This is a genomic window from Algoriphagus sp. (assembly GCF_029254265.1).
Classification (GTDB): domain Bacteria; phylum Bacteroidota; class Bacteroidia; order Cytophagales; family Cyclobacteriaceae; genus Algoriphagus.
The window spans coordinates 46,701-59,225 of record NZ_JAQWXX010000099.1; the positions used below are offsets into that span (position 1 = coordinate 46,701).

The window sequence follows — 12,525 nt, forward strand, 5'->3', positions numbered from 1 at the left end:
GATTGCACCAGCAAAAGGTAAAAGCGACTTAATGTATGGTAAACACTAGCATTGCTGGTACTTCTATCACCCGTCATCGGTCTCCCAGCCAGATAAGTAAAGAAAAAGAGATTACTGGTATCATTGCGGATGATCAGATATCTTTATTTTAATTCCAGTTCTATTTCACTTGAATCTTCGATTTTTTTCAAGACGCGATCATAGATTCCTTCGTTCTGTGATCTTGAAATTACCAAGACGCCATCAGTAAGTTCAGCATTTTCTAATTCAGCATTGGTAATCCCTACAAACCATCCTTTTGCATTGATGTCCAAAAGAGCCAATGGATTATTTACCCCATCTAGAAAAAATAGGCCATCGTCATCCTCAGCTTCTAATTCGACCTCAAAGTCTAAGTCATCATCATCATCCCCAAAAACTTCTAAACGGAAAGGAACAGAACTCCCGTTTTGATATTCAAAAGTACCATCTAGTTGAATACTAGGTAGGTCTCTATTGTCAATGAGGTCAATTTCAAACTCAATTTCCTCGTAATTCCCAGCTGGAATATTAATGAAGAAATCCACTCCTTGATCAAACTCGTTAAAATCAATTTTGAGTATTTCTGGGAACTTGAATTCTAATTCACGCTCGAATTCTCCATTTTCATCAACTCCTTCAGTTTCTAATTCGATTTTTTTCACTTGTAAAAATCCTGAATTAATTTCCAGACCGGTATTTTGGATCCGTGCCCCAGGGTTAGAAACGGAATTTATTTTTACTCCAATTCCAACTCTCACATCCCCTGTTCCTATTGCCAAAGGATCTTCCTCTTCGTTGCATGAAAATAGCCCGAGCATTAAGAATGCGCTAAATGATAATTTGATTAGTGTTTTCATAATTTTTTTGTTGGTTTAATCTATAGTCGGAGTCAACTGCAAGAATGTAATCGTAAAACTGAAAAAAGTAAAAAAAAACTCCCGAAGTGGGAGTTTTATTAGGTTTTAGATGTTTTTTTTGAATTTCAAGATTCTGATTTTCCATAAATCCCAATTGGAAAAATTCTTCGCATATTTATTATCAGGCTGATTTAACAACTCATTCACCCGATTTTCGGCTTCTTCATATTTTTGTTGTTGAACTAGGGATTGGACCAGATAATATTCAATCTCATCAGAATATAAGGGTGTTCCTGAAGATTGATTTTGGGACTCCAATTTTTTCAACAACTGTTCCGCTGATTCTGGATTTCCATTTTGTAAATCTGCCATTGCTAGTATAAAGTTAGAATGGATGTTGAAAGAATCAGTCTGTTTCCTTATAGATTCTATTTTTTCAAAGTCTTTAGAGCTATAAGCATCCTCCAATTCTGATAATGCATCCAATCCACCTCTCATAACAGGAATTTGATATGAGCCAAAACTTTTGTTGATGGACTCGGGGGAGGTGGTACTAATTAATACAACGCTGGAAACAACCAAGAAAAAAGCTAGAGATGCTGCTATTCTTGCTGACCAAACCCAGAACCCGGGTGATTGTATAGTTTGCTTTTCTCTTTCCTTTAAGAAAGAGTTTTGCGTCTCAGAGATCAAGGTGGACCAAGAATCAAGCTGAATGGATTCTCTACTCAATTTTAATAGCTCCAGCTCTTCCTTCAAATCTGAATCCTGAGTAAGTGACTCTTCAACAACCTGTTTTTGATCAGTTGCGAGTTTTCCTTCTAAATAGGCTTCCAGAGTTTCTAAATCAATATTACTCATGACGCAATGCTTTTTGTAGGTTTTTGTAGATTTGTGGAGAGGATTGGGTTTTTTCAATCAGAGATTTGAGGCATTTGTATTTTTTATTTCTTAAAACTTGCTCAGAACTATAATTTAGTTTCTCGCAGACCTCCTTCATTGTGAGCTCCTCGTAGTAAAAAAGCTGTAAAACTTTTTTGCATTGCTCGCCAAGCTGATTAAAGACTTTCATGATGTATTTCAAATTTTCGGTCCGAGCAATACTTTCGGAAATATCCAATTCAGTTTTTTCCGATTCCATTTCATATTTTTCGTGCCTGGCAAATGTGCTTTTTCTTCTTCTCAGTTCAGAAATCCAGAGATTTCTACAAATGTTATAAAGCAAAGACTTTATAGTTGACTCTCCTCTGAATTTTCCTTGGGTAATCATCTGAACAAAGACCAACATTACTTCCTGAATGACATCTCCTGCATCTTCTGAAGAGCCGGAGTTTTGAAGAACGTAATTCTCCAATAGTCCATAATGCCGCTTATAAAGTAAGTTTAATGCCATATTTTGTTGTTTTTTGGTTAGGATTAGTTCTATCAAATCCTGATCATCTAAATTCTGATTTAACTTCATTAGCTACTTATCTAATAGTCGGAACTGTCTGAAAAATTGTAATCACAATATCCAAAAAATTAATTTTGTATCTAAAAATCCTGATTTGAAATAAAATGGCAATAGAAAACCTTAGGGAAGACTCTTGGACTATTATATTTTTACCTTTCTTTTGAAATTATGAAAATCACCAAAGACTTATATCAATCTTCACTCGCATTGCTTACTGATTTTTACCAATTAACGATGGCCTATGCTTATTGGAAATCGGGCAAAGCTGAGCAAGAAGCAGTTTTTAATCTTTTTTTCAGGAAGCATCCTTTTCAAGGAGGTTTCACATTAGCCGCAGGCTTAGACTATGTTATAGACTATTGCAAAAATTTTAAATTTGAAAAGGCTGATATTTCTTATTTGGAAGATATGAAATCTAAGGAGGGGTCACCTGTTTTTGAAAAGGCATTTTTGGATTACCTCTCGAAGATGAAATTTTCCTGTGACATTGATGCTGTTGAGGAAGGAACAGTAGTTTTTCCAAACTCCCCACTTGTAAGAGTAAAAGGACCGCTTATTCAATGTCAGCTTTTAGAGACCGCTCTGCTTAATATTTTGAATTTTCAGACTTTGATAGCGACTAAAGCTGCCCGTATTAATTTGGCAGCCAAAGGTGAGCCTGTCTTGGAATTTGGATTGAGACGAGCACAGGGAATAGACGGTGCACTGGCTGCTTCCCGTGCATCTTATATAGGAGGTTGTGCTTCCACTAGCAATGTGATGGCTGGGAAGCTTTTTGGAATACCTGTATCAGGCACTCACGCGCATAGCTGGATAATGTCATTTGAAACGGAATTGGAAGCTTTTGAAGCTTATGCAGATGCTTTCCCAGACAATTGTATCTTTTTGGTGGACACTTATGATACGCTCAATGGGGTAAAGAATGCTATTAAAGTGGGGAAGGCACTAAGAAGCAAAGGGAAGGAAATGATTGGAATCCGAATAGATTCGGGTGACTTGGCATATTATAGTAATAAGGCTCGGGAAATGCTCGATGCTGAGGGATTTAAAGACGCGAAGATAGTTGCGTCAAATGACCTGGATGAGCATATTATTACCTCCCTGAAAACTCAGGAAGCTTCAATTAATGTTTGGGGCGTAGGAACGAAGTTGGTAACTGCTTTTGATCAACCTGCGCTAGGTGCGGTTTACAAATTGTCAGCAATTCGAAATGAGGATGGGGATTGGGAGCCAAAAATTAAGCTTTCTCAGCAATCCTTGAAAATAAATATTCCGGGTTTCCATAATGTGAAACGCTACTATTCCAAAGATAAAGCTGTAGCAGATATAATTTACTTAGAAGATAAGCCTATAGACCCTAAAGGCGTAATCATCATAGATCCTATCGATCCCACTAGAAGAAAACGCCTGATGCCTTATTTCTATCAGGAGGAAATTCTCCTCAAAGAGATATTCAGAAAAGGGGAAATAGTCTATGATTCTCCCACCATGGATCAAATCAGAAGTCGAGCAAAATCCCAGTTGGAGTCATTGGATAAAACCCACAAAAGATTGGTAAACCCACATTTGTACCCGGTTGGATTGGAAGAAAATCTTCATCAATTACGAATGGAATTGGTTTTAAAAGCTAAAAAACTAGATCATGAAACTGACTGAAAAGGATGCATTGATCATCGTAGATGTTCAGAATGATTTTCTCCCAAGAGGAGCCTTGGCGGTTCCAAAGGGTGATGAGATCATTCCCGCGATCAACTCAATTCAAGATAGGTTCGATTTTATAGTTGCTACTCAGGATTTTCATCCGGCAAATCATAAAAGTTTTGCTGCCAATAATCCTGGTCGACAAATCGGTGAACTAATCGATTTGAATGGATTAAGTCAGATCCTTTGGCCAGTTCACTGTGTCCAAGGAACAGAAGGTGCTGATTTTTCAAAAGATCTTAATAAGAAGACTTGGAGAAAGGTTTTTCAAAAAGGTATGAATCCGGAAGTGGATTCCTATTCAGGGTTTTTTGATAATGCCAAAAGAGGAGATACCGGTCTATCAACATATCTTAAAAAGAATCAAATCGACCGAGTTTTTATCTGCGGATTGGCTTTGGATTACTGTGTCAAGTTCACTGCCCTTGATGCGAAGGAACTTGAGTTTGATACTTTTCTGGTTATTGACGGTACTCGGGCAGTGAATTTAAATCCAGAGGATGGCAAAGATTCCTTGGCAGAACTTGAAGCAGCAGGAGTAAAGTTGATAACAAGTGAAGACATATAAAGTGAAAGAATATGTTTGAGTATAACCCTGAAAAACACTATCCCACAGAGACTGAAAGTAGAGTCGTGATTCGCTTTCAGGATTGTGACCCGCTTCGGCATTTGAATAATGCCAAGTACTTTGATTATTTCTTTAACGCCCGAGAAGATCAAGTGCCTAAACTTTATGGATTGGAAATAATAGATCTTATCCGTACTTATAAAGCAGCTTGGGTGGTATATAATCATAACATCAGCTATGTCCGGCCCGCTATGGTAGGAGAGTGGGTGAGGATCATGAGCAGGGTGATCTGGCATAATCATAATACTACGGTGGTGGAATATTATATGACTGATGATTCCAAAACTCAATTGAAAACACTCCTTTGGTCAACGATGCGATATGTCACCTTGGGAGAGGGGAAATCTACAGATCATACCGGAGCAGTTCTGGATTTTCTAAAAGCAACCTCAGGAAACTTGGATGTTTCTAAGATGGATATCAAAGATCGGGTTAAATGGCTAGTTACAGAACTCAAGAGTTGAATTGATTTATATCAAAAATATGTGTCCCAGCGGACAAGATCTGTACATAACCGTACAGGTTTTTTTTTATAAAATATTTGAATCCAAGGGGTTGAAAATTTTTTCAAGATTAATTTTTACTAACGCGCGCAATATGATGCAACCTCATTTTTTGGCAAAATCCTCAAAAACTGTTCGGCATCGTGACAAGCGAACGAGAAATTGTACCGTTTCAAGACAATTTTTGTAAAGAAATCAGACTTATTGCCAAATTTAATTTTGCCTGAAAGTTAATTTTTCAAAAAAAGTAGTCCCTGAAAATGGACTCCAATGCAGGGTCATGGCATAGGTGGTACGGGCTTCGCAAGGAGTAATGGCATAACGTACTAAACCAACTCATTATCTAAACCAACATTATTATGAAAACTTTATTCACTTTCGCTCTAGCAGGACTTTTAGCTACATCTAGTTTTGCTGCCAATGAAAACGAAGACTTGATGGCTTTGTCAAATGTCAATGCAAAATTCAAGCATGTCAATGTACTCCTTAAAGATGGAGTGGGAAAAGCCAAAATCGCTATTATGGATGAGAACGGCAAAATCCTTCATCAACGGAAAGTAAAAGTTACCAATGACTTGATGGTTCCTTATAACTTGGACCACTTACCTTGTGGAGAGTATCAGGTGATGATTTCTACTGAAGATGAGGAAGTAGTCTATACTGTGGAAACTTTTGAAAAAGAAAAAGCCCCAATCGAATATCCTTTAATGGCTTACGGGCATCAGATTGATGATGAGACGATTAATCTAGCTGTTATCGGACTTGAAAATCCTGGTGTGGAAGTAAAGATCCGGATGGAAAATGGAAATAAAATTCTTTTCCAGGAGACTGTTACCCAGCCAGAAGGTTTTAGAAAGGATTACAAATTAAAAGGTGTTTCTCCGGAGGAAGTTTATTTCGAGTTGAAAGATTCATTGGGAAGAACCCGAATCCTTCATTTCTAATTTCTCTCAAACCTAAAAACCAGAACCCTGAATCGGAAGATTAAGGGTTTTTTCATTTTTTAAGCATGTGCGAAGTCAACTCTTTCGAAATTTGTTCTAGATCAATTCCTAAAAGCTCCTTATTGACCTTCAGTACTTGTTCCCGCTCCAGTTTGGGAAGTTGTTCAAAGCCATAGTAAGCTCCTAGAATACCACCTACTACTGCCGCCGTGGTATCATTATCTCTACCGTAATTCACTAGGAAAACCAAACTTCCCATAAAGTCAAAATCTGCATAAATCATGGCGGTTAGCGACTGAAGCCATATTTCCCCTGCATGAAAAGGCATGTCCTGCAGCCGCTGGTCTAAAGCTAAAAATGCTGCTTGAAGTGCTGGACTTGCTGGATCTAATCCAATACTTAAACTGTCTTGTTGGTGTGATTCACTACTGATATTTAATGCGTTGGCTAAGATTGAATTTGCAGTCCTTCCCACTAGTCGACTTTCAAAATAATTTTCCGGATCAACCTGAAGTGAAGCTAAAAGAGAATCTTTTGTAGCGCCTTTTTTCATTCCTGCGGCAGTCATTCCCGCAGCTAAAGAGGTCAAATCCTTTGCGTAGCCCAAGTCATAAATCGAAAGGGCATAAGCTTCACGGTAGGCTTTTTCCGGATCTCCGGGAAAGAAAATTCCCAATGCAGGGGCGTATAATAAACCTGCACAAACCATCTCTCCTCCATAGAATTTTCCCAGAGCTTCCGAATAGTCAACCAGATTATTTGCAATAAATGGTTCACTTACTTTTGCCCATTCTTGAAGCCATCCAAGTTTAAGATTAACATCTTCAAAAGATTCAGGAAGAGTGTCTTTGATTGCATTAAATTCTTCAGTGTAATCTTGATAATGGCTAAGGATTTGACTTGCGAAATCAGTGGCAGAAAGTGTCTGATTTTGTTGGGTCATCAGATAGCGACTGGTTAGGACTTTCCATCTTGTATCATCCGTAGTTCCGCCTGCAGGTAGATCGGCCAACCAAATTCCTTCGGGAGAAGTTTCCCGAATCATTGTATCCAAACTTGTAACAAACCCATAAGCTTCGTTGATGTTTTCTCTGGACCACATTTCTGTAGGAGCCCCCATAGCATCGCCAATTGCTGAGCCGACTAGCATCCCTAGAATTTTATCTTGGAGTTCTGACTCACTAAGACCACTGATTTCCAATTTATCATAGGAATCGATTTTTAATTCCTGTTTTTTACCGCAGGAAAAAAGTAAGGTCAAGGAAAGAAAAGAATAGATCAGTTTTTTCATGAGTGCGTGAGTAGGTTCATTGCATCCTCAAGAAGTTTTTTCTTGGCATCAATCGTAAGGTCAACTGGAAGTTGTGCAATTCCAATTAGCCTACGCATGATTTCAACACTTTCGTATTGTTCAACGAGTTTTTGATTGAAGTCTTTTTTGTAGATTTTTAGAAATTCTTCCTTAAGATTTTCAGGTTGTTTGCTCAATTGTAGATGTGCAAAAAGAACTCCCAAGTCAAACTCAGCATCCCCCATAAAACCGAATTCAGGATCTATAATTTTAAGTTTACCATTTATTTCAAGCCAGGAGGCAGGATAGAAATCTCCATGAATAAGTGTTTCTCCTGTTGCCAAATAGCGCGTGCCCAACTTTTTCAAAGCAGCTTTGAGCGATTGGTTTCTTTTAAAAGGTAAACTGATTTCCTGTAAACCCGCCTGAACTGAATTCAAATCAAAACCATTGTTTTCTTCAAATGGGAAATTAAAAATATGTTCATGGTTTAACTTCTTCATTTCCAGATTTGATGGAAATGAGTCAGTTTGGATTTCATGAAGTGCATTTAGGTAATTTGCTAATTGTCCAATTTGATCCAGAGAGAGCTGCTTTTTTCCCGAATACAATTCCAGAAAATCACTTCCTTCCCCCAAATCCTCAGTAAGTAAAATGTAATTTTCAGGGTCAAAATGGATCACTTTTGGAGAAAAATCTGTGAGATCTTTTTCTTTTTGTACCAAATCATAAAATGCATATTCCACCTCAATCCGTGTAATTGGGGCAGGAATCTGTGGGAATTTTCGAACATAATTTTTGGATTGCTTTAAGATAAATGACCGCAAATTTGTCTTTACCCGAAGTACTAAATTCATATTGCTTTCTCCTGCAGGTTCAGCAGAGATGATACTTTCATTGGCTTTCCAATAGGGGAATTTCTTCAGAATTTCTAAAGAGTTCTGCTCCGGAATATCTAACATGGTTGGTTTTAGTTTCGGATAAAATTTAAACCGCGAATTTACTCATTAGTTTTTTTATCAATAGTCTCTTGTGTTTTACTGAGAGATATTGTTTTGAAAAGGTCTTTTAGAGGACAAACGGAAAATAAGAGACATTAAAAATCCCTATTTTTGAGCTGAAATTAAACCCAATTATAAAATCATGTTTGGACTACCTAGATTACTTTTCAACGAAGAGCACGAACTTTTTAGACAATCTGTGAAAGAATTTATTGCTCGTGAGATTACCCCGTATAATTCAGAATGGGAGAAAAAGAAGATGGTTTCTCGAGAAAGCTGGCTGAAATTAGGTGAAAATGGATTTCTTGGAATACAGGCCCCCGAAGAATTGGGTGGTATGAATATTCAGGATTTTCGATACAATGCCATTTTGATTGAGGAGCTTGGATTGAGCGGCTGTTCAGGGCCGGCTATAGGTTACCCATTGCACAGCGATATTGTGATGCCCTATATTTTGCATTATGGAAATGAAGAAACTAAGAAAAAATACATTCCTAAAATGGTTTCTGGAGAATACATTGGTGCAATTGCTATGACCGAACCGGGTGCAGGTTCAGATCTTCAAGGGATGCGTTCCACGGCAATAGATCATGGAGATTACTACTTGGTAAATGGTTCAAAGACTTTTATCACGAATGGATACCTGTCCGATGTGGTAGTAGTAGCTGTGAAAACTGATCCTAGTAAAGGAGCAAAAGGAATAAGCCTAATAGTTCTAGATAATTCCATGAAGGGATATACCAAGGGGGTTCCTTTTGAGAAAGTTGGGTTACATGCTCAAGATACCTGTGAGTTGTTTTTTGAAGATGTGAAAGTTCCAAAAGAAAACCTTTTGGGAAAAGAAGGCGATGGCTTCAAGTATTTGATGCATGAGTTAGCTCAAGAACGTCTGGTAGTATCACTTGCTGCAATCGCATTGGGAGAATACATGCTTCAGGCAACTGTAGAGTATGTGAAACAACGGAAAGCATTTAATAAATCAATCTCCGATTTTCAAAATACCCGGTTTAAACTGGCTGAGATGACAGCAGCATTGGAGCAAGGAAGAATTTATTGTGACCAGTTGGTTATTCTTCACAATGACAAGCTGCTCGATCCAGCTATGGCTTCCGCCGCCAAATATAATATGACCGAACTCCAGTGTAAAGTAGCCGATGAATGTGTGCAGCTTCATGGGGGCTATGGCTACATGTGGGAGTACGGAGTAGCTAGAGCTTATGCAGATGCACGAGTGCAGCGAATCTATGCCGGTACTAATGAAATCATGAAGGAGCTGATTGCAAGAAAAATCTTGAAATAATTCAAGATTGTTTGATCAAAACAAAGATTTTTTAGTAATTCAGGAAAAATAGTTTACACCCAAAAAAACCAATTCTATGGCAGATTTTCCATGGCTAAAGCATTATCCCGCCGCAGTTGATAAAACTGTAAACGTTACCCAATATTCGAGTATTTCAGAACTTTTTGATGAGAGTGTAAAAAAATATGGACCTGCAGTTGCTTATGAATGTATGGGCAAAACAATCTCTTTTAATGATTTGAATCAACTAAGTGGGAGCTTTGCAGCTTATTTAACACAAGTGCTTAAGTTGGAAAAAGGTACTAGAGTTGCAATCCAGTTGCCCAATATTCTCCAATATCCGGTAGCGATGTTTGGAGCCCTAAGAGCAGGAATGGTGGTAGTTAATACCAATCCGCTCTATACACCTTCGGAAATGAAGCATCAATTCAATGATTCCGGTGCTGAAGTTGTGGTGATCGTTGCCAATTTTGCAAGTAATTTGGAGAAGATTCTTCCTGAAATAAAAGCAAAGCATGTGATCGTGACAGAATTAGGTGACATGCTTGGAGGGTTAAAGGGAACCATAGTCAATCTGGTAGTAAAGCATATCAAAAAAATGGTTCCTAGTTTTTCTATTCCAAGAGCTGTTTCTTTCAAAACAGTTTTGAAAGAAGGGGCTAAAAAGACTTTTAAGGCAGAAAACCTAACATTAGCAGATACAGCATTTTTGCAATATACAGGTGGCACAACGGGTGTTTCAAAGGGAGCTGAGTTGACTCATGGAAATATTGTGGCAAATATGCAGCAGATCTCCGCATGGATGAAACCAAGCTTGAAAGAACGGGAAGAGATCGTGGTAACAGCCCTTCCACTTTACCATATTTTCGCATTGACGGTGAACTGCTTAGCAATGTTGAAAATCGGAGCCCATAACCTGCTAATCACAAATCCTCGTGATATGCCTGCCTTTATAAAAGAGCTTTCAAAACATAGATTTACTGTGTTTACAGGAGTAAACACATTATTTAATGGTCTTTTGAATCAGGAAGCTTTCCATAAGTTGGATTTTTCTGGATTGAAGGTCGCAGTAGGAGGGGGAATGGCTGTCCAAAAAGCAACAGCGGACAAATGGAAAAAAGCAACTGGAACTCCATTAGCTGAAGGTTACGGACTCACCGAAACTTCACCTGTGGCCACATGTAATCCCACAGATGGAACCGAGCGTATAGGCACGATTGGATTGCCTCTCCCAAATACTGAAATAATTATCGTAGATGATATGGGAGTTACTCTTCCAAATGGAGAACGAGGGGAAATCTGTATTAAAGGTCCGCAGGTCATGAAAGGATATTGGAATCGACCTAAAGACACGGCAGAAGTGATGATGGGAGACTGGTTTAAGTCAGGAGACATTGGGATTATGGATAATGATGGATTTACCAAAATCGTAGATCGAAAAAAAGAAATGATCCTCGTTTCCGGATTCAATGTTTACCCAAATGAGGTGGAAGATGCAATTGCTTCTTGTCCGGGAGTTTTGGAAGTTGGAGTCATTGGCATGCCGGATCCAAAATCCACAGAAAAAGTGGTGGCCTATGTAGTGCCCAAAGATAAGTCACTCACGGATAAGGCTGTAATTGATCACTGTCACGAGCTTTTGACAAATTACAAATGTCCTAGAGAAGTCTACTTTATTGACGAATTACCAAAATCAAATGTGGGTAAAATACTGAGACGAAAAATCAAAGAAGCACATATTGAGAAAATCGGGGCTTAAATCAAAAGCAAGAAAAAAGGTTCAAGTCCGAAGACTTGAACCTTTTTTATGAATGAAAATGAAATTACTTAATTGATTGAAATCGTCGGATATTGGACATCCAACATCTGACTCCTTGCATCGGACATTTATATCACAGTCTCGAAATACGCTATAGTTTTTTCAAGTCCTTCCCGAAGTTCAATTTTGGGTTCCCAATCCAACTCCTTTTTAGCTAAATCAATCACTGGTCTTCGCTGCATTGGATCATCCTGAGGAAGTGGGAGGAAAATTAATTTACTCTTACTATTGGTAAGCTCGATTACCAACTCAGCGAGTTCAAGCATGGTGAATTCACCTGGATTGCCAATGTTTACTGGACCGGTAAAGCCGTCACGACTATTCATCAAGCGATACATTCCTTCTATATTATCATCTACATAACAGAAGGAACGGGTTTGCTTACCATCTCCGTATATAGTGATATCCTGACCTTTTAAGGCTTGTACGATAAAGTTACTCACCACACGGCCATCATTTGGATGCATTCTTGGTCCGTAAGTGTTGAAAATACGCATCACCTTGATCGCAACTTGATGCTGTCGGTAATAATCAAAAAATAGGGTTTCTGCGCATCGCTTTCCTTCATCATAGCAAGCTCGGATACCGAGTGTATTGACACTTCCTTTGTAGGATTCCGGTTGTGGATGAACTTCAGGATCCCCGTAAATCTCAGAAGTACTAGCTTGTAAGATTTTGATTTTCAATCGCTTTGCAAGCCCAAGCATATTCATTGCTCCGATTACAGACGTCTTAGTGGTCTGAACTGGATCAAACTGATAGTGCACAGGAGAAGCTGGGCAAGCAAGATTGTATATTTCATCAACTTCTACATAAAGTGGATGAGTGACATCGTGCCGTAGCAATTCAAAATTCCTATTATCGAGTAAATGATGAATGTTTCTTCGATTACCCGTAAAAAAGTTATCTACGCATAAGACTTCATTTCCTTCTTGTAAAAGACGGTCGCAAAGATGACTTCCTAGGAATCCCCCTCCGCCGCTCACTAATACTCTTTTCATGTTTTA

Annotated in this window: 12 protein-coding genes; 6 read left to right on the plus strand and 6 right to left on the minus strand. The window is 38.4% G+C overall.

All coding sequences use genetic code 11. The features are described from left to right. Positions 1-143: 143 nt before the first annotated feature. The 3 genes from P8O16_RS15205 to P8O16_RS15215 form a co-directional block, all read right to left on the minus strand. Positions 144-878: a hypothetical protein gene (locus P8O16_RS15205; RefSeq protein WP_300316292.1), complete on the minus strand. Its 735-nt coding sequence runs from the start codon at positions 876-878 to the stop codon at positions 144-146. A gap of 105 nt (positions 879-983) precedes the next feature. Continuing rightward, entirely contained in the window at positions 984-1,739 is a 756-nt protein-coding gene (locus tag P8O16_RS15210) for a tol-pal system YbgF family protein (protein ID WP_300316293.1), read from the minus strand. After that, positions 1,732-2,271 carry a sigma-70 family RNA polymerase sigma factor gene (locus tag P8O16_RS15215; protein WP_300316294.1) on the minus strand — a complete coding sequence of 180 codons (540 nt, stop codon included), beginning with the start codon at positions 2,269-2,271 and terminating at the stop codon, positions 1,732-1,734. The genes P8O16_RS15210 and P8O16_RS15215 overlap by 8 nt, the downstream gene beginning before the upstream one ends. Before the next feature lie 228 nt (positions 2,272-2,499). On the opposite strand from P8O16_RS15215, the gene P8O16_RS15220 reads away from it, so the two are divergent. The 4 genes from P8O16_RS15220 (at position 2,500) to P8O16_RS15235 (ending at position 6,107) form a co-directional block, all read left to right on the plus strand. Further along, on the plus strand, positions 2,500-3,987 hold the full coding sequence (locus P8O16_RS15220) for a nicotinate phosphoribosyltransferase (RefSeq protein WP_300316295.1): 1,488 nt from the start codon (positions 2,500-2,502) through the stop codon (positions 3,985-3,987). Then, positions 3,974-4,600: a bifunctional nicotinamidase/pyrazinamidase gene (gene pncA, locus P8O16_RS15225; protein WP_300316296.1), complete on the plus strand. Its 627-nt coding sequence runs from the start codon at positions 3,974-3,976 to the stop codon at positions 4,598-4,600. The genes P8O16_RS15220 and pncA overlap by 14 nt, the downstream gene beginning before the upstream one ends. An 11-nt stretch (positions 4,601-4,611) precedes the next feature. Continuing rightward, entirely contained in the window at positions 4,612-5,124 is a 513-nt protein-coding gene (locus P8O16_RS15230) for a thioesterase family protein (RefSeq protein WP_300316297.1), read from the plus strand. A gap of 398 nt (positions 5,125-5,522) precedes the next feature. Then, positions 5,523-6,107, plus strand: coding sequence for a hypothetical protein (locus tag P8O16_RS15235; RefSeq protein ID WP_300316298.1), 585 nt, complete (start codon positions 5,523-5,525; stop codon positions 6,105-6,107). A gap of 52 nt (positions 6,108-6,159) precedes the next feature. Here P8O16_RS15235 and P8O16_RS15240 read toward each other — a convergent pair whose 3' ends face one another. Next, complete coding sequence (locus P8O16_RS15240; RefSeq protein WP_300316299.1) at positions 6,160-7,398, minus strand: ADP-ribosylglycohydrolase family protein; 1,239 nt, start codon at positions 7,396-7,398, stop codon at positions 6,160-6,162. Then, complete coding sequence (locus P8O16_RS15245; RefSeq protein WP_300316300.1) at positions 7,395-8,360, minus strand: phosphotransferase; 966 nt, start codon at positions 8,358-8,360, stop codon at positions 7,395-7,397. The genes P8O16_RS15240 and P8O16_RS15245 overlap by 4 nt, the downstream gene beginning before the upstream one ends. A 181-nt stretch (positions 8,361-8,541) precedes the next feature. Between P8O16_RS15245 and P8O16_RS15250 the strand changes: the two genes are divergently transcribed. Then, the gene (locus tag P8O16_RS15250) at positions 8,542-9,699 is read left to right on the plus strand and encodes an acyl-CoA dehydrogenase family protein (protein ID WP_300316301.1); all 1,158 of its coding nucleotides are present in this window, start codon (positions 8,542-8,544) and stop codon (positions 9,697-9,699) included. Positions 9,700-9,775: 76 nt separating this feature from the next. Further along, positions 9,776-11,458, plus strand: coding sequence for an AMP-binding protein (locus P8O16_RS15255; protein WP_300316302.1), 1,683 nt, complete (start codon positions 9,776-9,778; stop codon positions 11,456-11,458). A gap of 128 nt (positions 11,459-11,586) precedes the next feature. On the opposite strand, the gene P8O16_RS15260 is transcribed toward P8O16_RS15255, so the two are convergent. After that, positions 11,587-12,519, minus strand: coding sequence for a UDP-glucuronic acid decarboxylase family protein (locus P8O16_RS15260; RefSeq protein WP_300316303.1), 933 nt, complete (start codon positions 12,517-12,519; stop codon positions 11,587-11,589). Positions 12,520-12,525: the final 6 nt, after the last annotated feature.